This is a genomic window from Acinetobacter sp. CAU_H_60 (genome assembly GCF_058599385.1).
Map to the genome: position 1 here is coordinate 1,247,388 of NZ_CM178653.1, position 24,757 is coordinate 1,272,144.

Below are 24,757 nucleotides of genomic sequence, written 5' to 3' on the forward strand. Positions count from 1 at the left end.
GAGTTGATCAGGCCAAACTTGTTACTGAGTCGCCTCGCGAATCATATTGCGAGCAATAATGACTTGCTGGATTTGCGTGGTTCCTTCATAAAGACGGAATAAACGCACATCGCGGTAGAAGCGCTCAATTGCATATTCACTGATGTAGCCCGCGCCACCATGGATTTGCACACCACGGTCAGCGACACGGCCACACATTTCTGTTGCAAACATTTTTGCGCATGATGCTTCAGTACTTACATTCTGGCCGGCATCACGACGACGCGCTGCATCAAGCACCATGCATTTCGCTGCATAAATTTCAGCTTTAGAATCTGCCAGCATGCCCTGGATCAGCTGGAAGTTGGCAATCGCCTGACCGAACTGCTTACGTTCAACGGCATATTGCAATGAATCTTCCAGCATACGGGTTGCAGCACCTACGCTCAGTGCAGCAATGTGGATACGGCCTTTATCCAGAACTTTCATCGCAGTTTTGAAGCCCACACCTTCCACACCGCCAATCAAAGCTGATGCAGGGATACGGCAGTTTTCAAAGATCACGTCACAGGTATGTGCGCCTTTCTGGCCCATTTTTTTATCACGTTTACCCAGTGAAATACCTGGCAATTTGCTATCAACGATGAACGCTGAAATAGCTGCAGCGCCTTTTAATTCAGGATTGGTACGCGCCATTACCGTGAACACACCTGCATGTGGGGCATTGGTAATGAAACGCTTGGTACCATTCAGAATGTACTCATCGCCATCTTTCACAGCAGTGGTTTTAAGCGATGCTGCATCAGAACCAGAATCCGGTTCAGTCAAACAGAACGAGCCAATGATTTCACCGCTGGCCAGTTTTGGCAGGAAGTGCTGTTTTTGCTCTTCAGTACCGTCGATGATCAGGCCAGATGCGCCGATACCGTTGTTGGTACCGATCAATGAGCGGAAAGCAGGGGAAGTGCGGCCCAGTTCAAAAGCGATATAGACTTCTTCTTCCATGGTCAGGCCAAGACCGTCATATTCTTCAGGAATGGTTAAACCAAATAAGCCCAACTCTTTCATTTGTTGCACGATTTCTGCAGGAATTTCATCCGTTTCTGCAACAATTTCTTCATTTGGGATTAATACGCCTTCTACAAACTGGCGAATCATATCTACCAACTGGTCTAAGGTTTCCTGATCACGAATCATGTCCTAACTCCGTATCTAGGATTTCGTTCTGTCCACATCTTGTCCAATGTGAATAAAAACTCATCACTAAGCTAAATTTATGCGGATACTAATTAAAATTAAAACAAGGATCAATATATACGAAAGTATATTTCGCTGTGCGATATTTATGTTTTGCTATAAAATTAGATTTAAATAATTGATTTAATGTAATTAATGCTATTTTTAAGGCGTTATAAAATATTTTTTGTTCAAATTTGAATAGTTTACTTTGAACGAAATTTATGTATATTGTTAATTAAATACCGCTGTGCGAAATGAGAAGATTATGGAAAGCACTGAAATTTTAAAATTGACTGTACAGGAAGATGGCGTCGCGATTGTTCAAATCCATCGTCCGGAAGCACGTAATGCCTTGAACCTGGAATTACGTCAGCAACTCTCTGAAGCATTTCAATACCTTTCAAAATTAGATGCTGTAAAAGCGATTGTTTTGACCGGCGGTGAAAAAGTATTTGCTGCGGGAGCAGACATTAAAGATTTCACTACTGCAACCACAGCACAAATGTATTTACGCCATACTGAACAGTACTGGCAAAGTATTACTGACTGTCCGAAACCGATTATTGCGGCTGTGAATGGTTATGCACTCGGTGGTGGCTGTGAACTGGCCATGCATGCCGACATCATCATTGCCGGTGAAAATGCCAAATTTGGTCAGCCTGAAGTAAAACTGGGCTTGATGCCGGGTGCAGGTGGAACACAACGTTTACTGCGTGCGATTGGTAAATATCAAACCATGCTTTGGGTACTCACCGGTAAACTGGTGAAAGCTGCTGAAGCTGAGCGTATGGGCTTGGTTTCTGAAGTCGTGGAAGATGAAAACACTATTACGCATGCCATTGAAATTGCTCAAACCATTGCGTCTTTCTCTCCAATTGCAGTGCAGCAAATTAAGGAAGTGACCAATCTTGGCCAAGATCAATCCTTACAAGGTGCATTGGCGCTGGAACGTAAAGCTTTCCAGATTCTATTTGATACCAAAGATCAGAAAGAAGGCGTGAATGCGTTCTTTGAAAAACGTCCTGCACAGTACACTGGAGAATAAGACATGACCATTCAATCTATGGCGCTCATCGGTACTGGTGTAATGGGCATGGGTATTGCGCAAATCGCAGCCCAGGCAGGTCTGGAAGTGCGTTTATTCGATGCCAAAGCAGGTGCAGCAGAAGCAGGTTTGGCTAAACTTAAAGCTACGCTTGAAAAACTTCAAGCCAAAGGAAAATTTACTGAAGAAGTCCTAAATGAAACTTTGGCACGTTTTAAAATTCTAAACAGCATTGAAGAAGTGGCTGGTGTTGATCTGGTGGTTGAAGCCATCATCGAAAACCTGGATATCAAGCAAAGTTTATTTAAACAGCTTGAAAGCATTGTTTCACCAGAAACCATTCTAGCAACCAATACCTCATCATTATCAGTGACTGCGATTGCATCAAACCTTGAGCATCAAGGTCGCATGGCGGGATTCCACTTCTTTAATCCAGTGCCACTGATGAAAATTGTCGAAGTGATTGCAGGCTTGGCGACCGATGAACAGGTGGTTGCAGATCTACTTGAACTGGCACAGCGTATGGGGCACTTTGGAGTACGAACCAAAGACACACCAGGGTTTATTGTTAACCATGCCGGCCGTGCTTATGGTACGGAAGCGCTGAAAATTCTGGGTGAAGGTGTCACTTCCATTTCAGAAATCGACCGTATTCTGCGTGAAGGCGCTGGCTTCCGTATGGGACCGCTGGAATTGTTTGACCTGACTGCACTGGATGTTTCTCATCCAGTGATGGAATCGATTTTTAATCAGTATTATCAGGAAGATCGTTACCGTCCAAGCGCTTTAACCCGTCAAATGCTGGCTGGTAAAAAAGTCGGTCGTAAAGTCGGTGAAGGTTTCTATAAGTATCAGGATGGTCAAAAGACCAATGAAGCTCCGGCTCAGATTGCGCCTGAAGTAACTGAATTCAGCCCGGTCTGGATCAAAGCAGATCTTGAACAGGATGCCAGTATCTTGCGTGACTATATCCGTGAGCAAGGCCTAGTCATCGACAGCGCGGAAACTCCAGCGGCTGACAGTCTGATTCTATTGGCCACTTATGGTGAAGACACCACAACAGCTGCATTACGTTTTGATGTTGATGCGACTCGTGCAATCAGTATCGATATGCTGACTGATTTTGCCAAGCACCGTACCATCATGCCATCAATTTCTACGCAAAAAGCATATATTAATCAGGCACATGCATTATTCGCCAATAATGATCATGGCGTATCGGTAATTGCTGAAAGTATTGGTTTTGTTGCTCAGCGCGTGTTGGCGATGGTCGTGAATCTGGCTTGTGATATTGCCCAGCAGCAAATTGCCACTGCATCCGATATCGATAAAGCAGTAAAACTTGGTCTGGGCTACCCACATGGACCAATTTCATGGGGTGATGTTTTGGGCGCAGAACGTATCCTGTTGATCCTGGAACGTATCCTGGCGAATACTGGTGACCAGCGTTATCGTCCAAGTCCATGGTTACAACGCCGCGCCCGTTTAAAACTATCTCTTCTTCACACTGCAGCAGTTTAAGGAATCAAACTCATGTTAAATGCATATATTTATGATGGATTACGTACGCCATTTGGTCGTCATGCAGGTAGCCTGGCAAAGGTTCGTCCAGATGATCTTGCTGCACATGTGATTAAGGCACTGGTAGAGAAGCATAATTTAGCTGCTGATATTTTTGATGATGTAATTCTGGGTAATACCAATCAGGCGGGTGAAGACAGTCGTAACATTGCACGTCATGCAACGTTATTAGCGGGTCTAGATGTGAAAACGCCAGCACAAACTGTGAACCGTCTATGTGCTTCTGGCTTGGCTGCGGTGATTGATGCTGCTCGTGCAATTACTTGTAATGAAGGAGATATCTTCCTTGCAGGTGGTGTCGAGTCGATGTCTCGTGCACCGTTTGTCTTTGCCAAATCTGAAACACCATTTAGCCGTGATTTTAAAGTATTCGATTCAACCATCGGCGCACGTTTTCCGAACCCTGCCATTGAAAAACAGTTCGGCAATGACACCATGCCGCAAACTGGCGATAATGTAGCAGTAGAATACGGTGTAACCCGTGAAGATGCAGACCAGTTTGCTGCAGCGTCACAAGCCAAATATGAGGCTGCTAAACAGACAGGTTTCTTTGCTGGTGAGATCGTGGGTGTTGAAGTGCCACAAGGCCGTAAATTGCCCCCAAAACTGGTCGATCAAGACGAACATCCACGCCCATCTTCTAATCTAGAAGCTTTACAGAAACTACGCCCATTGTTTGAAGGCGGTGTAGTGACTGCGGGTAATGCTTCTGGTGTCAATGATGGTGCAGCAGCGCTAATCATTGGTTCTGAAGCCGCTCAGGAAAAACTGGGCATCCAGCCAATGGCGAAAATCATCGCTTCAGCGGCTGCGGGTATTGAACCACGTATTATGGGCGCCGGTCCGGTTGATGCGATCAAGCTGGCACTCAAACGTGCCAACTTGACGTTGGATGACATGGATATCATTGAAATCAATGAAGCATTCGCATCACAAGTTTTAGCATGCTTAAAAGGTCTGGGTGTGGCATTTGATGATGCTCGTGTGAACCCGAATGGTGGTGCGATTGCAGTTGGGCATCCACTCGGTGCTTCAGGTGCTCGTTTAGTGCTCAGCACCGCTCGTGAATTGCAGCGCAGCGGCAAAAAATATGCTGTGATTAGTCTGTGTATCGGTGTGGGCCAAGGTCTGGCACTGGTCATCGAACGCGTATAAACAAAGGAAAAACACATGGGTGCATTAGAGGGTATTCGCGTACTGGATTTAAGTCGCGTACTTGCAGGTCCTTGGTGTGGTCAAATCCTCGCGGATTTAGGCGCTGAAGTGATTAAAGTTGAACGTCCTAAAACGGGTGATGATACCCGTATGTGGGGACCACCTTGGATGAAGAATGATCAGGGTGAAAATACACGTGAAGCGGCGTACTACCAGTCAGCCAACCGTAATAAAATGTCAGTTGCGATTGATATTTCAACGCCTGAAGGTCAGGAACTGGTCAAAGCACTGGCTGCTGATTCAGATGTGGTGATTGAAAATTACAAAGCGGGTTCATTGAAAAAATACGGTCTGGATTATGAAAGCCTCAGCGCGATTAATCCGAAACTGGTGTATTGCTCAATTACTGGCTTTGGTCAAACTGGCCCTCGTGCACCTGAACCAGGTTATGACTTTATCATCCAGGGGATGGGCGGTTTAATGTCTGTCACTGGTGAGAAAGATGACTTACCGGGGGGTGGACCACAAAAAGTTGGCGTGGCTTTTGCGGATTTGACGACGGGTTTGTATTCAACCATCGCTATTCAGGCTGCTTTGCTGAATCGTCATGTGACTGGCCTGGGTCAGCATATTGATATGGCACTGTTGGATGTGCAGGTTGCTTTGCTGGCAAACCAAGGGATGAACTACCTGGCTTCAGGTAAAATTCCAGGTCGTTATGGTAATGCGCATGCCAATATTGTGCCTTATCAAGTGTTCCGCGCTGCCGACCAAGACTTCATTATTGCCTGTGGTAATGACAAGCAATTTGTTGCCTTGAGCGCTGCAATTGGTTTGCCTGATTTACCGCAAGATCCACGTTTTGTGACCAATGCACTGCGTATTCAGCATCGTGCAGAAATCACAGAGCTGCTAGCCAAACATTTCTTAAGCAATACTGCGAAGCATTGGGTGCAAGCAATTCATGCAGTGAAAGTTCCGGTAGGCCTGATTAATAACCTTGAACAGGCTTTCCAGGAACCACAAGTGCAAGCGCGTAATATGCTGGTTGAGATCCCCCATCCGTTAAAAGAAAAATTAACGGTGATTGGCTCACCAATTAAATTATCGCGTACACCAGTGGAATATCGTAAAGCACCACCAATGTTAGGTGAGCATACGAATGAAATTCTTTCACGTGTCGTGGATGAGGAAAAACTGGAGGCCCTAAAAGCTCAAGGTATTGTTGGTTAATAAACAAGAAAACCCATAAGTCCAATAAAGAAGCAACTTAATCAAAGTTGCTTCTTTGCTATATACAAGATAATTATTTATAATTTCGCAATGCGAAACACTTATTATGAATTTGAAGGACGGTGAAGACATGTCTGATGATGTACCTGAAACCGATCAGTCGGAAGAAAAATTAATTGCGCCTTTGCGCCATGAGTTATTGCATCCGATCGAAGATATGCAGGATGAAAATGACCGTCAATTTATTACAGCTTTAGCACGTGGTCTGGAGTTACTGCGCTGCTTTAGTCCAAAACATCAGCATCTGGGCAATCAGGAACTGTCACAGATGACAGGTCTACCTAAACCGACGATTACCCGTTTAACCCATACCTTATCCCGTTTAGGATATTTAAAGCAGGTTCCGAATTCGAGCAAGTTTCAGCTCTCAGTCGGCGTACTGTCTTTTGGTTATTCGATGCTGTCGAATTTATCCTTGCGATCGGTTGCTCATCCATTAATGAAAAATCTGGCAGACTATGCTGAGGCAGCCGTTGCAATGGCGACCCGCGACCGTTTGAACATGATTTATCTGGATGTGGTGCAGGGCAAAGGCAATGTCACCATGCGTCGTCAGGTAGGAACCCATTTGCCGATTCATTTAAGTTCAATGGGGCGTGCCTGTCTGGCTGCAATGCCAGAAGATGAGCGTGATTTTCTGCTTGATGCGATTCGCCGTAAACATGTTGAAGAATGGCCACAGATCCAAAAAAATCTGGAGAAGTCATTTAAAGACTATCAGGAATATGGTTTCTGCTTTTCAATCGGTGAATGGCATAAGGATGTGAATTCGGTTGCAGTTCCTTTTGTCCATGAACAGCATGGTCTACTGGTGTTTAACTGCGGCGGTCCAAGTTTTTTGCTGAATGAAGAGAAAATCAAAAATGATATTGCACCACGCTTATTGCATATGGTGAATAATATTAGAAATGAATTGGGTTAAAATCTTATAGTTAGATATTACTGATTTTTTAATTTAAGAGCAGGTTTTGAAATTAAATACCTGCTCTTAATATTTTTATAGAATATAGTGATTTTATTTTCGAGTCGAATAAGTACTTAATATTAATTTTTAGTGATCAGATTCTATAAATATAGAAATAAAGTATAACAATAAAAAATAGTTAAGAAAACCTTAAATGTTGGTTTAAAAATATTAAATAATTCGGGTAAGATTTATTTCAATGAGAGATATCATTCAGAGTGATACTTAATATATTTATTTTAATAAATTAACTGTTTTTCAATGTGAAGTTTACATTAAAAGTCATAAAAATAAATTTTTAGAAATAAATACTTCCCAAATCTAGAAAAGTAAAAAAACATAAATTTTATAAGATTAAATATAATTTATTTGAATGTAATTTTTTAAAAAAAACTAAATATTTTAACTTTATGAGTCTTATTAAACTATGTAAAACAATAACTTAATTTTATTTTATATAAAAATATCAATGAATGATTAGCTATCGTTAAAAAAGTGATAGTTAAATCAGAAATGATTATTATTATTATCTGTAAAATTATATTGTAAAAAAGTAGGGTAATTGCTTGAAAAATGTTTTTAATAAATCTTTAATTAATACCAACTGTTTAAGTAGGTTTTATAGGGGTTTCCTATGCAGGTTCAAGTTATTTCAAAAGCGGGCGGTAATAATCAATTAATAAAAGAGTATCTGGAAAAAATAGAACTCGATAAAGATTCTGTAGTTCTAGTAGATGTAAAAATTGAAGATATAGAAAAAATAGAATATATAAATAACCAAGCAGTAATTACTTTGAAAAGTGGTGAAATAATATTGGTTAATCAATTTAATCCGAAAAAGAGTTCATTGATTTTTAGAAATGAACAGTCGGAAATGTTTTTATATGACTTCGAAACTCTCGACTATAATCCTATCGATAAAATTGAACCATTATTATACGGCCACTCAGAAAGTGCATTTATCAATATTTGGCCAATAGCAGGTTTGGGAATAGCGGGCATAGGGTTAATTGCGGGGATAACTGATAATAAAAATAGTAATACTGAAAGTGCCGAACCTAGTCATCCTATAGACGAGCCTACAGATGAAGATAGTTCAGAAGAACCTCCGGTAGGTAGTAATCCGGGTAACTTGGAACCAGAGGAGCCTAAAGATGAAGGAACAGAAGGAGAAGAGCCAAAAACTCCTGGTGATAGTAATCTTAATGGTAAAGATGGGGTGGATGGTAAGGATGGCGAAAATGGTAAATCCGCACTGGAGCTATTAATAGAAGCGGGTGAGCTAAATGCTGATGCGGATATTAATGATCTGATTGATTATTTGAAAGGTAAAGACGGAAACAACGGTAAATCCGTATTAGAACTTCTTATTGAAGCCAAAGAATTACCAGAGGGTTCTACTGTAAATGATCTGATCGAGTTTCTGAAAGGTAAAGACGGTAGTAATGGTAAAGACGGCACTGTGGTGACGATCGGGACCAATGGCAACTGGTTTATTGATGGTGTAGACAGTCAAGTGGCTGCAGCAGGTAAAGACGGTTCAGTTGTAACGATCAATAAAGACAACAACCACTGGTATATCGATGGCGTTGATACAGGCGTTGTTGCCGTTGCACAAAATGGTAAAGATGGCACTGTGGTGACGATCGGGACCAATGGCAACTGGTTTATTGACGGTGTAGACAGTCAAGTGGCTGCAGCAGGTAAAGACGGTTCAGTTGTAACGATCAATAAAGACAACAACCACTGGTATATCGATGGCGTTGATACAGGCGTTGTTGCCGTTGCACAAAATGGTAAAGACGGCACTGTGGTGACGATCGGGACCAATGGCAACTGGTTTATTGACGGTGTGGACACCAATGTTGCAGCAGCAGGTAAAGACGGTAAGTCAGCATTAGAACTAGCAAAAGAAGCTGGTGTGATTGGAGACAATGGCACGGTTCAAGACCTGTTCACAGCACTGAAAGGCGAGAAAGGTGATACCGGTGCAGCAGGTAAATCAGCACTTGATCTTGCGAAAGATGTTGGCTTTGTTAAGGCGGATGCAACCACGACTGATCTCCTGCTGGCATTAAAAGGCGAGAAAGGCGACAAAGGTGATACGGGTGCAACAGGTAAATCAGCATTAGACCTTGCGAAAGACGCTGGCTTTATCGGCCCGAATGGCACAATCCAAGATCTTCTTGATGCACTTAAAGGCACCAAAGGTGACACTGGTGCAGCAGGTAAAGATGGTAAGTCAGCATTAGAACTAGCAAAAGAAGCTGGTGTGATTGGAGACAATGGCACGGTTCAAGACCTGTTCACAGCACTGAAAGGCGAGAAAGGTGATACCGGTGCAGCAGGTAAATCAGCACTTGATCTTGCGAAAGATGTTGGCTTTGTTAAGGCGGATGCAACCGCGACTGATCTCCTGCTGGCATTAAAAGGCGAGAAAGGTGATACGGGTGCAACAGGTAAATCAGCATTAGACCTTGCGAAAGACGCTGGCTTTATCGGCCCGAATGGCACAATCCAAGATCTTCTTGATGCACTTAAAGGCACCAAAGGTGACACTGGTGCAGCAGGTAAAGATGGTAAGTCAGCATTAGAACTAGCAAAAGAAGCTGGTGTGATTGGAGACAATGGCACGGTTCAAGACCTGTTCACAGCACTGAAAGGCGAGAAAGGTGATACCGGTGCAGCAGGTAAATCAGCACTTGATCTTGCGAAAGATGTTGGCTTTGTTAAGGCGGATGCAACCACGACTGATCTCCTGCTGGCATTAAAAGGCGAGAAAGGCGACAAAGGTGATACGGGTGCAACAGGTAAATCAGCATTAGACCTTGCGAAAGACGCTGGCTTTATCGGCCCGAATGGCACAATCCAGGATCTTCTTGATGCACTTAAAGGCACCAAAGGTGACACTGGTGCAGCAGGTAAAGATGGTAAGTCAGCATTAGAACTAGCAAAAGAAGCTGGTGTGATTGGAGACAATGGCACGGTTCAAGACCTGTTCACAGCACTGAAAGGCGAGAAAGGTGATACCGGTGCAGCAGGTAAATCAGCACTTGATCTTGCGAAAGATGTTGGCTTTGTTAAGGCGGATGCAACCACGACTGATCTCCTGCTGGCATTAAAAGGCGAGAAAGGCGACAAAGGTGATACGGGTGCAACAGGTAAATCAGCATTAGACCTTGCGAAAGACGCTGGCTTTATCGGCCCGAATGGCACAATCCAAGATCTTCTTGATGCACTTAAAGGCACCAAAGGTGACACTGGTGCAGCAGGTAAAGATGGTAAGTCAGCATTAGAACTAGCAAAAGAAGCTGGTGTGATTGGAGACAATGGCACGGTTCAAGACCTGTTCACAGCACTGAAAGGCGAGAAAGGTGATACCGGTGCAGCAGGTAAATCAGCACTTGATCTTGCGAAAGATGTTGGCTTTGTTAAGGCGGATGCAACCACGACTGATCTCCTGCTGGCATTAAAAGGCGAGAAAGGCGACAAAGGTGATACGGGTGCAACAGGTAAATCAGCATTAGACCTTGCGAAAGACGCTGGCTTTATCGGCCCGAATGGCACAATCCAGGATCTTCTTGATGCACTTAAAGGCACCAAAGGTGACACTGGTGCAGCAGGTAAAGATGGTAAGTCAGCATTAGAACTAGCAAAAGAAGCTGGTGTGATTGGAGACAATGGCACGGTTCAAGACCTGTTCACAGCACTGAAAGGCGAGAAAGGTGATACCGGTGCAGCAGGTAAATCAGCACTTGATCTTGCGAAAGATGTTGGCTTTGTTAAGGCGGATGCAACCACGACTGATCTCCTGCTGGCATTAAAAGGCGAGAAAGGCGACAAAGGTGATACGGGTGCAACAGGTAAATCAGCATTAGACCTTGCGAAAGACGCTGGCTTTATCGGCCCGAATGGCACAATCCAAGATCTTCTTGATGCACTTAAAGGCACCAAAGGTGACACTGGTGCAGCAGGTAAAGATGGTAAGTCAGCATTAGAACTAGCAAAAGAAGCTGGTGTGATTGGAGACAATGGCACGGTTCAAGACCTGTTCACAGCACTGAAAGGCGAGAAAGGTGATACCGGTGCAGCAGGTAAATCAGCACTTGATCTTGCGAAAGATGTTGGCTTTGTTAAGGCGGATGCAACCACGACTGATCTCCTGCTGGCATTAAAAGGCGAGAAAGGTGATACGGGTGCAACAGGTAAATCAGCATTAGACCTTGCGAAAGACGCTGGCTTTATCGGCCCGAATGGCACAATCCAAGATCTTCTTGATGCACTTAAAGGCACTAAAGGTGACACTGGTGCAGCAGGTAAAGATGGTAAGTCAGCATTAGAACTAGCAAAAGAAGCTGGTGTGATTGGAGACAATGGCACGGTTCAAGACCTGTTCACAGCACTGAAAGGCGAGAAAGGTGATACCGGTGCAGCAGGTAAATCAGCACTTGATCTTGCGAAAGATGTTGGCTTTGTTAAGGCGGATGCAACCGCGACTGATCTCCTGCTGGCATTAAAAGGCGAGAAAGGTGATACGGGTGCAACAGGTAAATCAGCATTAGACCTTGCGAAAGACGCTGGCTTTATCGGCCCGAATGGCACAATCCAAGATCTTCTTGATGCACTTAAAGGCACTAAAGGTGACACTGGTGCAGCAGGTAAAGATGGTAAGTCAGCATTAGAACTAGCAAAAGAAGCTGGTGTGATTGGAGACAATGGCACGGTTCAAGACCTGTTCACAGCACTGAAAGGCGAGAAAGGTGATACCGGTGCAGCAGGTAAATCAGCACTTGATCTTGCGAAAGATGTTGGCTTTGTTAAGGCGGATGCAACCGCGACTGATCTCCTGCTGGCATTAAAAGGCGAGAAAGGTGATACGGGTGCAACAGGTAAATCAGCATTAGACCTTGCGAAAGACGCTGGCTTTATCGGCCCGAATGGCACAATCCAAGATCTTCTTGATGCACTTAAAGGCACCAAAGGTGACACTGGTGCAGCAGGTAAAGATGGTAAGTCAGCATTAGAACTAGCAAAAGAAGCTGGTGTGATTGGAGACAATGGCACGGTTCAAGACCTGTTCACAGCACTGAAAGGCGAGAAAGGTGATACCGGTGCAGCAGGTAAATCAGCACTTGATCTTGCGAAAGATGTTGGCTTTGTTAAGGCGGATGCAACCGCGACTGATCTCCTGCTGGCATTAAAAGGCGAGAAAGGTGATACGGGTGCAACAGGTAAATCAGCATTAGACCTTGCGAAAGACGCTGGCTTTATCGGCCCGAATGGCACAATCCAAGATCTTCTTGATGCACTTAAAGGCACTAAAGGTGACACTGGTGCAGCAGGTAAAGATGGTAAGTCAGCATTAGAACTAGCAAAAGAAGCTGGTGTGATTGGAGACAATGGCACGGTTCAAGACCTGTTCACAGCACTGAAAGGCGAGAAAGGTGATACCGGTGCAGCAGGTAAATCAGCACTTGATCTTGCGAAAGATGTTGGCTTTGTTAAGGCGGATGCAACCACGACTGATCTCCTGCTGGCATTAAAAGGCGAGAAAGGCGACAAAGGTGATACGGGTGCAACAGGTAAATCAGCATTAGACCTTGCGAAAGACGCTGGCTTTATCGGCCCGAATGGCACAATCCAGGATCTTCTTGATGCACTTAAAGGCACCAAAGGTGACACTGGTGCAGCAGGTAAAGATGGTAAGTCAGCATTAGAACTAGCAAAAGAAGCTGGTGTGATTGGAGACAATGGCACGGTTCAAGACCTGTTCACAGCACTGAAAGGCGAGAAAGGTGATACCGGTGCAGCAGGTAAATCAGCACTTGATCTTGCGAAAGATGTTGGCTTTGTTAAGGCGGATGCAACCACGACTGATCTCCTGCTGGCATTAAAAGGCGAGAAAGGTGATACGGGTGCAACAGGTAAATCAGCATTAGACCTTGCGAAAGACGCTGGCTTTATCGGCCCGAATGGCACAATCCAAGATCTTCTTGATGCACTTAAAGGCACTAAAGGTGACACTGGTGCAGCAGGTAAAGATGGTAAGTCAGCATTAGAACTAGCAAAAGAAGCTGGTGTGATTGGAGACAATGGCACGGTTCAAGACCTGTTCACAGCACTGAAAGGCGAGAAAGGTGATACCGGTGCAGCAGGTAAATCAGCACTTGATCTTGCGAAAGATGTTGGCTTTGTTAAGGCGGATGCAACCGCGACTGATCTCCTGCTGGCATTAAAAGGCGAGAAAGGTGATACGGGTGCAACAGGTAAATCAGCATTAGACCTTGCGAAAGACGCTGGCTTTATCGGCCCGAATGGCACAATCCAAGATCTTCTTGATGCACTTAAAGGCACTAAAGGTGACACTGGTGCAGCAGGTAAAGATGGTAAGTCAGCATTAGAACTAGCAAAAGAAGCTGGTGTGATTGGAGACAATGGCACGGTTCAAGACCTGTTCACAGCACTGAAAGGCGAGAAAGGTGATACCGGTGCAGCAGGTAAATCAGCACTTGATCTTGCGAAAGATGTTGGCTTTGTTAAGGCGGATGCAACCGCGACTGATCTCCTGCTGGCATTAAAAGGCGAGAAAGGTGATACGGGTGCAACAGGTAAATCAGCATTAGACCTTGCGAAAGACGCTGGCTTTATCGGCCCGAATGGCACAATCCAAGATCTTCTTGATGCACTTAAAGGCACTAAAGGTGACACTGGTGCAGCAGGTAAAGATGGTAAGTCAGCATTAGAACTAGCAAAAGAAGCTGGTGTGATTGGAGACAATGGCACGGTTCAAGACCTGTTCACAGCACTGAAAGGCGAGAAAGGTGATACCGGTGCAGCAGGTAAATCAGCACTTGATCTTGCGAAGGAAGTGGGTTTTGTTCATAACAATGCTACGGTGATGGATTTACTTCAAGCATTGAAGGGTCCTAAAGGGGATACTGGTAAGTCTGTATTAGAATTAGCAAGAGAAAACGGGGTTATTGGTCCTAATGGTACTCTTCAAGACTTATTAAACGAATTAAGAGGTAAAGATGGTCTAGATGGGTTATCGGCTTATGAACTCTACCGTGAAGAAGCAGAAACCAAAGCACTGACTGATGCAGGTCTTGCTGACAAAGATGTTTGGTTAGCTGAGAATGAAGGCAAAACTGAAGCTGACTTCGAACAAGCACAAAAAGATGCAATCACAGCTGCTGAAGACGCAAACAAGATTCTTGATCAATCAGAATGGCTTTCAACATTAAAAGGTCAGGATGGTTTAACTCCAACAATCGGTAACAATGGCAACTGGTTCATTGGTGAGACTGATACTGGTGTTAAAGCTGAAGGTCAAGACGGCTTAACGCCATACATTGGTGAGAATGGCAATTGGTTCATTGGTACAGTCGATACTGGTGTTAAAGCGCAGGGTGAAGCTGGTCAATCAGCTTACGATATCTACCATGAACAAGCCGAAGATAAAGTATTGGCTGATGCAGGTCTTGCTGACAAAGATGCTTGGTTAGCTGAGAATGAAGGCAAAACTGAAGCTGACTTCGAACAAGCACAAAAAGATGCAATCACAGCTGCTGAAGACGCAAACAAGATTCTTGATCAATCAGAATGGTTGGCATCATTAAATGGCCAAGACGGTGCATCAGGCTCAGCTGATTTAGTCACTAAGATCGAGTTGCTAAGTGACGAAAACAGTGATGGTAAAATTACAGCTGATGAACTGTCACCAGGTTCTAAGATCAACGTTAAAGTTCATTTAGGAGAAGATGCTAAAGTAGGTGATACCATTAAGGCTAATGGTATTGAATATAAGCTTACAGATGCAGATATTAGTAACAAGTTTGCTACGATTAACAATGTTCCAGTATTGGATGGATTCAACTTTATTAAAGTTGATGCTCAAAATGCCCAAAAGCAAACGGATGTCGAATTTACATTCTTTGACGTAGATAGTTCAGTCATTGGTACAGAGCGTGACATTGTTGAGTCATTAACATTCTTAAATGATATCAACGAAGATGGTTCTCTAAATGCTGCTGAAATGGGCGGAAAATTTTATACGTCGTTAAAAGTAACTCTTGGTGAAGATGCAAAAGTTGGCGATATTGTGTCTGTAAATGGCGATCGTTACGTATTGAATGATGCTGAAATTCAGGCAAAAGCATTGAACGTCTATATGCCAGTACGTGAAGGCCTGAATCCTGTAAAAGTGACTGCAACAGATGAATGGGACAATGTTGATTCTGTTTCTAGTTCAATTATTGTGGGTACATTAGCGCCAAGTGAACCGATGACAGCACCAGAAGCGTGGGATAACGTTGAATCAATTGTTGGTCCAATCAAATCAAATGGTAAAACTAACGATAACCAACCAGAAATCAAAGGTTCTGGTCGTGTAGAAGGTGAGATCATTACCCTGACGATAAATGGTGAAGTTGTTGTTACAGATCAACCAATTATTGTTGGTCGTGACGGTACTTGGAGTTATACACCAACACAACCATTGAATGATGCAGAATATGTCGTGAGCTATACTGTTTCTAACAGTAATGGTGTAACACAAGGTTCATCGCCTGAACTTAAGTTTACTGTTGATACTCAGACTGCATCACAAGACGCGGTTATTCGTATTACAGAGATTGAAGGTGAAGCATTATTTATCCAAGATCAAAAACAAACGATAGTTGTGAATGAAAGCCAGCAAAAAGATGGCAAGATCACAATTCAAGGTGATGTATCTGGTATCGCAACTGCTGCTGGTGATGCATTAAAAGAAGTTGTAGTAAGTATTACCAATAAAGGTGTGACACAGCAAATAACCGTCGTGGCTGATGAAGATGGTAAATGGACAGCTGATGTTTCAACAACCGGTCTAAAACTCGAACATGGTGATCAACCTTCAGTTCAAGCCATTGCTGTTATTGTAGATGATGCAGGTAATACTTTAAAACTTCCAGTTACAGAAGGTTTCACACTTGATATCCAAGTATTAGATCCGGCATCTGATCTTGATGGATTGCATGTAATTACAGAAGTTGAAGGGACTGACTTTAAGGTTGATGCATCTGAAGTTGAAGACGGTTATGTGACTGTTAAAGGTCAAATTGCTGCATTGCCTAGCGATGTGAATGTTACTGATCTCACTGTTTTAATTTTAGTCAATGGCAACGTGATTGAACGTCAGATTGATTTAACAGCATTTGAACAGGATCAATTAAAAGACGGTTTCCTTTGGACAAAAGATGAGGAAGGTAATCTGAATTGGTCGCTTGACCTTGATATAAGCAAGGTTAGCCTTGTTGATGGAGTCGCAAGCATCAATGCTGTCGCAGGTCTTAAAGATACTGAAGGAAATACCCTAGATCTAAATGCCTCTAGAGAATTTAATGTTGATTTGGCGTTAACAGTAAAAGACTTGAAGGAGATTCGATCGAATATAGGTGAAACTAAGACATCACGTTCAGGCTTAACAGATACATTCATTGAAATTGCAGGATCTAATCAAGCACAAATGAATGAACTTGGTGATCAATTATCTGGTTCAATTACAAATCAACAGCAATCAGTACGATTAATGTCTATGGCAACTTTCTCTACAGAGGGAGAGCCTGAAAGTACAGCTACACCAGTGAAAAGCCAAGCAATTGGTCAAATTCGTGCAGAATTTACCAATTTATCATTACTAACAGTTGCGAAGGCTTATGGTCTAAGACTTGAGAAACTAAATGCTCAAGGTGAGTGGGAGTTGGTCATGTCTGCTCCATTGACTGGTAATGGCGTGATTGCTTCCTTAGGTACGCAATATGCACTTGGTGCAGTTGAAAATGGAAGTTATGTCGTAACTTTCAATGGTGTGCCTGAGGGTGATTACCGAGTTATTCCATATAAGTCTGCAAGCGCACTTGCTGAAGCATTAAACAACATTGAGTTAGCGAATTTAGGTGATGATGTATTACTTGGCGAAGAAAATCAGCAACTCCTTTTAGATTTTGTAGCTGATACTTTAGCTAAGGAAAGCCCATCCACAGAAAAACTAACTGATCTTTTAAAAGTGGTATTGGGGGGTGTGAATCTGCTCACAACACCTGTGGCAATGCTTGTAGATGCATTGCTCAGTTTGCCGGTGATTAAAGAGGTAGTGGGCTTAGCTGACGATATCGTCGATAAAGTAGCTGAGTTATTACTGAGTAATACGCTTGGTATACTTGAACGCAGTGAATTAACTGTTGAATATACATCGTATTTCTATGAGGATTCTGAACGTTCAGGTAATGTTTTAGCAAATGACTTTAATAAAGTTCTCGATGAGCTTTCAATTGTGGATGTCTCTAATCAACTTGGTCAAGTCTATCAATTTATCTCTGAAGATAAGGCTGAATCCGTTCAGTTAGTGGGTCAACATGGTATTTTGACGATTGCACAAGATGGTTCGTATACGTACAAATTAAATCCATCAGCTCATGCGAAAGATGCTCAAGGCAACTTAATCGGTAAAACTGACGTCTTTACCTATACTGCGACGAATGGAAAATTAACGCATCAAAATACATTGACGATCGATATTAATGGTGGTGCTGATACAGAGATTAGAGCTTATGATGATGTGAATCATTTAACACTTGCAGTTGATCCAAGTGTAGAAAGTCAACCTCTAGTTTCTAAATCAACATTCAATGTAGCTTATGTTGGTTTAGGAAGTGTGCTTGACTTAGGCGCAATCAATCCTGCAAACCGTTTTGAGATTAATGTTGCAGAAAATACAGAGCGGTTAATCACATTTAAAGCTGAAACAGGTGGTGTACAAGTACTCGCTGATTTTGATCTATTTATTTATAAATACGATGAAATTACCAAGCAATACAAACTCGATGATCAGGTCGAAGGCTGGTTTGGTGCAGCACTGTTAGGGGGTGTATCTGAAGAACTCACCAAGAAATTGGATGCAGGGCAATATATAGTATTGTTAGAGCCATCGCGTGGTATCAATGCATTGTTTGGTTATACTTTAGAAACCACACGAGATTTGTTACTGGATTACGTGAAACCAATTTCAGTGGCTGGTCAAGCAACAGGTAATGTGATCAGTGATGTGAACAAAGACAACAAAGTGGATTTACTCCTCAATCCAGACGTGACCTATGTGATTTCTGCGAAAAGTGTGACACTTGAAAATTCCCAGACAGTCATGATTCAGGATGATCAAAACTTTGTGGGAACTAAAATTGATGGTAAATATGGTGCATTAACTTTATTTACCAATGGTGAATACACCTATACAGCATTTGAAACGAAGAACTTTAACTATGGTGAGATCGATCGTTTCGAATATATCATCTATGATCCAATTTCAGGTCAAATGAGTCAGGCAAACCTTGATATTACGTTGAATCTACACGATGTAGAGTTAGATGTTGATACTGTGATTGCTCATATGAACATTGAGGCTTCTGAATTAACAATTGACTTCTCGAAAACTTATATAACAACAGATCCGCAATATCATGCAAAACAAGAATTATTAGGTGATGCCAAGCCATCAGCAACATCATTTGGCGTTGCAGGTGTTGGATTAGGCAATGTATTGGATGCAAACGTCATTGGTTCAAGCAACGCACTTAACTTAAATGTTGGTGCAGGTAAAGTGATTGAAACTGTATTCTCTGCTACAGGTACTTCTGCAGTTGGGGTGGCAGCAATCTCAGACTTTGCGATCTATAAGTTAAATGAGAAGACGAATCAGTGGGAGCTATACCATTTCCAAGATAAATTCTTGATCGTTCCACTATCTGTACTCGGTATTCCTTTGGGCGGTATTCATAATGATCCGCTCACACTGGCATTAACAGAAGGTCAATATAAAGCATTCCTCACAGATCGTGGTGTGAAAGTTTTGGGTGGCTCAACCCTCAAATTGGATAGTGCAGTTGTGAGTGACTATAATCAGCCTATCGAATATGAAGCCATAGCTAAAGGTCGTTTGATTGAATTGGAAGCGGATCAGATAGAAATAATTCAGGTTGATGGTCAAAAGTTCACTGGTGAAAGTTTAGATATCAAAGGTGAGTTTGGTACATTGACTGTAGCGAAAGATGGTTCATATACATACACAGCTGATACAACTTCGCAGAAGCCAAACTATGGTGCTATCGATACCTTTACATATGTTTATAAAGACTTGTTAACAGGTGAGATAGCTGTTTCTGCAATCAATGTGAAAATTGGTAGTGTAGATGCGCAACGTGATGTCTTAGATATCAATGGTCAGCCTTCATCGACTCAATCGGGTATGATTCTTCGTCATGATGATTTCGTAAACCAGAAAGTAACTTTTGAGCAAACGGATAATGTATTAGCAACAAGTAGCAGTGTAAGGCCTTTTACTTTCGAGTTTACGATTGCTCCTCACTCTCAACATTCATCTAATAATTTGATGTTCAAATTAGAGGCAGAAGCGGTTGTGCAAAAGGTATTAGGTATTAATGTTGATTATGATGTGCGTATTTCATATGAACTAGTAAGAGTGACCGTTGATAGCGATGGCAATCGTAAGCTTACTACTGTTGATCAAAAAGATACGACTGTTGTAGATCGCAATACATTGGTATTTGATCAAAGTGATCTTGAGGCGGGTTACTATTACTTAGATGTGAAATTCTATGGTGTCGTAGGTTCTGAAATCAAATATCAGTATGAAATCAAAGGTACTCAAGACTACCAAGACCGTTGGATGGCTGATCCTGATTACAACTATGCTCATGAAGCTAATGTTGTCAAAGGTAATTTGCTTGATAACGATATCTTTAGTGAAGGCTTAAAAGACCAGACGATTCTGAAAGTCGGTAACAAAGTCCTTTCTTTAGATCCAGTTGTGGGTGCTCAAACGATTACGGTTGAAGGTCTATACGGTACATTCGTTATTGATAAATCAGGTGCTTATACCTACACACCAAATGGTCAAGGTGGCGGTCGTGAGATTATGACTTATGAATTGATTTCTCCAACAGGTGAAACAGATAAATCAACGATTGAAATTGATGTCGCTAAGATCGTCAAAGGTTCAAATATCGTTGAATATGTGTATAGCGATTCGGCGAATGATGTTTATACGATGGGAGACGGTAGTGATACTGTGATCTTCGACTTGCTCAATCAACATGACAAGTTGGGTGGCAATGGTCATGATATCTGGACGGACTTTACCGTAGGCGATACACGTCAGCAGGTCAATGAGGCAGATAATGCATCTTATAATCCAAATGCTGACAAGATTGATATTTCTGCATTGTTAGCAGATCAAAAATCTGAAGGCGGTAGTATTGACCTAGCGAAATTTGTATCTGTTGAAGTCAAAGATGGTCATACGATTATTAGTATTGACCGAGATGGCGAGACAGTTGTTGATGACAGCGGAAAAGCGATCTCAGGTAATCAATATGCAATGACAGAATTGCTGACATTGAATAACGTTGAGACGACACTTGCTGATTTGTTGAAAAACAATCAAATCATCTATTAATTCGTAAATAGGGTGGGAGCATTTGCTTGCACCCTATGCTTCGCCATTTTTAAATATTGAGCAAACTATGAAAAAATTATTCGTGAGCATTGCACTCCTGACTTCAATCAGTGCATTTATACATGCAAATACGGCTGTAGGGGATTCGGTAAAACTAGGTGAACTTCAAGGCCGTTATGCTTTGGATTGTTCAAAAGAGAAAGCCCATAGCTTATCTTATGTTATTGGTGAAAAAAGCATTTTGCGTTTAATTTCTGCTAAGCAAAAGCGTGCTTTATTAAAGTCAATTGAGTCGAAGTCTGAAAAATCTTTTGAAGATTATCAATATATAACTACCGCCGAGTATCAGGGGGCTACGGTAGATTTCTACCAGAAAGATCATCAAAACTATGCGCGTGTTTTAAATACCAGCCTGAGTAATTCATTGGGACCAAAAACCAAACAGATGCTGATACAGTGCAAAACAGAAGCTAAATCCTGATATTTAAAAAAGACCAGCAATAGCTGGTCTTTTTATACAATATAGAAATAACCGCAGAAAAAACCTTGAAAACTTTTCTTAAAACTTTATGAAAAATAATGCTTAGGTTAAGATGAGCCATCATTTGTAAAAGCATTCTAGAAGACCTATGCAACCATTTGTTCTATATAACTCAGAGCAACGTAAAAAAGTAGAATTTGTGCCTCGTAAAGAAGGTCAGATTGATCTGTATGTCTGTGGGATGACGGTCTATGACTACTGTCATATTGGACATGCACGTACCGTGGTTGCATTTGACTATATTATCCGTTTCCTGCGCAGTCAGGGCTGGAAGGTGAAATACGTACGCAATATCACCGACATTGACGACAAGATTATTAAACGTGCCAATGAAAATGGGGAAAGCATTTCATCACTGACCAGCCGTTTTATTGATGCCATGAATGAAGACTTCGCCAAGCTGGGCTGTATTGCACCGGATGAAGCACCAAAAGCCACTGATTACATCAATCAAATGCAAAACATGATTGGTACGCTGGTGGAAAAAGGGACTGCATATCCGGCAAATAATGGCGATGTTTACTTCGAGGTTGAAAAATTTGCCAAATACGGGCGTCTCTCAGGCCGTAAACTGGAAGATATGCAGGCGGGCGCTTCTGAACGTGTAGACGTCGAAGTTGAGAAAAAACACCCGTTTGACTTTGTACTTTGGAAACATGCCAAAGAAAATGAACCGTCTTGGGCTTCACCATGGGGCAATGGTCGTCCAGGCTGGCATATTGAATGTTCAGCCATGTCTACCTGCTGCCTCGGCAATCATTTTGATATTCATGGCGGTGGTGCTGACTTAAGCTTCCCGCATCATGAAAATGAGATAGCACAATCTGAAGCAGCCACTGGTGAACAGTATGTGAACTACTGGATGCATGCTGGCTTCATCAATGTCGATGGTGAAAAGATGTCGAAGTCTTTGGGTAACTTCTTCACTATCCGTGATGTGATTGAAAAATTCCATCCAGAAGTGGTGCGTTACTTTATCGTATCTTCACACTACCGCAGCCCGGTGAACTATTCAGATGTAGCCTTAAAAGAAGCGAAAAATACGCTGATGCGTTTCTATCATTCTTTTAAAGCTTATCAAGCGGTATATGGTGAGCAGGTTGTTGAAACTTTAGATCAAAGCTTTGTTGAGCGTTTCAATACAGCCATGCGTGATGACTTCAATACGCCAGAAGCCATTGCTGTGTTGTTTGAACTGAATAAAGAGCTGAACCGTGCAGTAAAAGACCAGAATCAGGAACAGGCTACAGTTTATTATTCTACTCTGCGTCACCTGACTAATATTCTGGGTCTGGTACAGCACAATATCGATGAATTCCTGAAGTCTGATATTGGTCAGGAAGCTTTAGGCTTGTCTGAAGAGCAGATTGAAGATCTCATCCAGCAACGTAAAGATGCCAAAAAAGAGAAAAATTTTGCTCGTGCCGATGAAATCCGCCAGTCTTTATTAGACCAAGGGGTGGTGCTGGAAGATACCCGTCAAGGAACTGTATGGCGTCGTGCCGATTAATTCGACAGTTGAATCGATAGAGAGTTGACAGTTAGCAGAAACTCTCTATAATTCACTCCCATATTGCGGGAATAGCTCAGTTGGTAGAGCACAACCTTGCCAAGGTTGGGGTCGCGAGTTCGAGTCTCGTTTCCCGCTCCAAAATTCAAAAAACCCTGATCGGAAGATTGGGGTTTTTTATTGCCTACGCAAAATAAAAAGGAAAATCAGAACTGATTTACATAATGAAATTCTGAATATGGAAGAGCTTTCAGTCAGGGAAATTTCTAAACATTCTGTTTAAGTTTTATGAAAAGCTCTACATTTTGAAACCTGCCATTTGCATAGATATGATAAAATTGCGAAAATTATTTTTGCTAGACTGAGTCAACTCTGTATAGAGTTAAGGTAAACCTACTTTGAACCCACCAAATATGCCAAATCAAATAGACTTCCAGAAAGTTGCACTTGAAACCTTGCGTATCGAAGAACAAGCATTACAGATTTTAGCCACGCAGATTGATGAGCGTTTTAGTCAGGCATGTGAAATTATCCTGCAGTGCAAAGGTCGTCTGGTGATTACCGGGATGGGGAAATCCGGGCATATTGGTCGTAAGATGGCGGCAACTTTTGCGTCTACGGGTACGCCTTCATTCTTCATGCACCCGGGCGAGGCAGGGCATGGTGATCTTGGGATGCTGGTACCGGGTGATGTACTGATTGCCATTTCAAACTCAGGCAAAAGCGATGAAATCATGATGCTGATGCCTCTGATCAAGCGTCTGGAAATTCCCTTAATTACCATTAGTGGTGATGCCAAAGGCCCAATGCCACAAAATGCTGATGTGGCTTTAACTCTGGGTCATCTTCAGGAAGCCTGTCCACTTGGCCTGGCACCGACTTCGAGTACAACAGCAACTTTAGCGCTGGGTGATGCACTGGCTGTCGCTCTTTTAGATGCACGTGGTTTTACTGCTGACGATTTTGCATTGTCACATCCAGCGGGTGCCTTGGGTAAACGTTTATTGCTACATGTAAAACACCTCATGCATACAGGTTCGGAATTGCCAAAAGTGTCACCAGATACACCGATGAATCAAGTTTTATACGAGATTTCAAATAAACGCCTAGGTTTAACCACAATTGTGGATCAAAATGACCTTCTGCTGGGTATTTTCACTGATGGTGACTTGCGCCGCCTGATTGACAAACAGCAAGGTTTTGATGTCAATTTACCGATTCAGGAAGTAATGACCAAAAATCCGCTGACGATTTCTCAGGAAGCACGTGCTGTCGTTGCACTGGAAAAAATGAACGAACGTAAAATTAATCAATTTGTAGTGGTTGATGATGCCAATAAAGTCATTGGTGTAATTAGTATGCATGACCTGATTCAGGCTGGGGTAAATTAATAAATGGCATCTTATGTATTATTAGAGCAGGCACGTCATATTGAGGCACTGGTACTTGATGTAGATGGTATTTTAAGCGACGGTTTTGTCACCTTGACCAATACGGGTGATGAAATTAAATCTTTTGATATCCGTGATGGTCTAGGGATGAAGCTGGTACAGCAAGCCGGAATCAAAGTGATCATTATCACTGGACGTCAAAGCAATATCGTACAGAAACGTATGTCGGATTTGGGTGTAGATCTGGTTTATCAGGGCCGCGAAGATAAAGGAACTGCTTTACGTGAAGCTTGTACTCAGCTCAATATCGACCCTGAAGACTGTTTATACATGGGTGATGACTGGCCTGATCTGTCTGCCTTCGCGATTGCAGGCATGAAAGTGACTGTTCCAAACGGGCATGTTGAAGTACGTCGTCGTGCTGATCTGGTAACGCAGGCCTATGGTGGTCGTGGTGCGGTACGCGAGATTTGTGACATGTTACTGATGTCCAAAGGTAAGTACCAAGAGTTACTTGAAAAATATACTCGTGCGCCTTATTAATAAGTC

At 42.6% G+C, this 24,757-nt stretch carries 11 protein-coding genes and 1 tRNA gene; 11 read left to right on the top strand and 1 reads right to left on the bottom strand.

What is annotated here, in order from left to right:
- Positions 1–21: 21 nt before the first annotated feature.
- Entirely contained in the window at positions 22–1,176 is a 1,155-nt protein-coding gene (locus tag AC4MBN_RS05805; RefSeq protein WP_166135179.1) for an acyl-CoA dehydrogenase family protein, read from the bottom strand.
- A gap of 307 nt (positions 1,177–1,483) precedes the next feature.
- Between AC4MBN_RS05805 and AC4MBN_RS05810 the strand changes: the two genes are divergently transcribed.
- The 11 genes from AC4MBN_RS05810 to AC4MBN_RS05860 all read left to right on the top strand — a co-directional run bounded on the left by AC4MBN_RS05810 (position 1,484) and on the right by AC4MBN_RS05860 (position 24,751).
- Complete coding sequence (locus tag AC4MBN_RS05810) at positions 1,484–2,263, top strand: enoyl-CoA hydratase (protein WP_004786253.1); 780 nt, start codon at positions 1,484–1,486, stop codon at positions 2,261–2,263.
- Positions 2,264–2,266: 3 nt separating this feature from the next.
- Positions 2,267–3,784 carry a 3-hydroxyacyl-CoA dehydrogenase gene (locus AC4MBN_RS05815; protein WP_491880822.1) on the top strand — a complete coding sequence of 506 codons (1,518 nt, stop codon included), beginning with the start codon at positions 2,267–2,269 and terminating at the stop codon, positions 3,782–3,784.
- A gap of 12 nt (positions 3,785–3,796) precedes the next feature.
- Entirely contained in the window at positions 3,797–4,999 is a 1,203-nt protein-coding gene (locus AC4MBN_RS05820; protein ID WP_491880823.1) for a 3-oxoadipyl-CoA thiolase, read from the top strand.
- Between the two features lie 15 nt (positions 5,000–5,014).
- Positions 5,015–6,232, top strand: coding sequence for a CaiB/BaiF CoA transferase family protein (locus tag AC4MBN_RS05825; RefSeq protein ID WP_491880824.1), 1,218 nt, complete (start codon positions 5,015–5,017; stop codon positions 6,230–6,232).
- 130 nt (positions 6,233–6,362) lie between these two features.
- Positions 6,363–7,214 carry an IclR family transcriptional regulator gene (locus AC4MBN_RS05830; RefSeq protein ID WP_125279305.1) on the top strand — a complete coding sequence of 284 codons (852 nt, stop codon included), beginning with the start codon at positions 6,363–6,365 and terminating at the stop codon, positions 7,212–7,214.
- Between the two features lie 676 nt (positions 7,215–7,890).
- Positions 7,891–20,766: a BapA/Bap/LapF family large adhesin gene (locus AC4MBN_RS05835; protein WP_491880825.1), complete on the top strand. Its 12,876-nt coding sequence runs from the start codon at positions 7,891–7,893 to the stop codon at positions 20,764–20,766.
- Positions 20,767–20,788: 22 nt separating this feature from the next.
- On the top strand, positions 20,789–21,247 hold the full coding sequence (locus AC4MBN_RS05840; protein ID WP_491880826.1) for a hypothetical protein: 459 nt from the start codon (positions 20,789–20,791) through the stop codon (positions 21,245–21,247).
- A gap of 148 nt (positions 21,248–21,395) precedes the next feature.
- Positions 21,396–22,817: a cysteine--tRNA ligase gene (gene cysS, locus AC4MBN_RS05845; protein ID WP_491880827.1), complete on the top strand. Its 1,422-nt coding sequence runs from the start codon at positions 21,396–21,398 to the stop codon at positions 22,815–22,817.
- Between the two features lie 65 nt (positions 22,818–22,882).
- A tRNA-Gly gene (locus AC4MBN_RS05850) sits at positions 22,883–22,958 on the top strand.
- Positions 22,959–23,230: 272 nt separating this feature from the next.
- On the top strand, positions 23,231–24,208 hold the full coding sequence (locus AC4MBN_RS05855) for a KpsF/GutQ family sugar-phosphate isomerase (RefSeq protein ID WP_004786235.1): 978 nt from the start codon (positions 23,231–23,233) through the stop codon (positions 24,206–24,208).
- A 3-nt stretch (positions 24,209–24,211) separates the two neighbouring features.
- Positions 24,212–24,751 (top strand): KdsC family phosphatase, encoded by a 540-nt coding sequence (locus AC4MBN_RS05860; RefSeq protein ID WP_034170294.1) that lies wholly within the window; start codon positions 24,212–24,214, stop codon positions 24,749–24,751.
- Positions 24,752–24,757 lie beyond the last annotated feature (6 nt).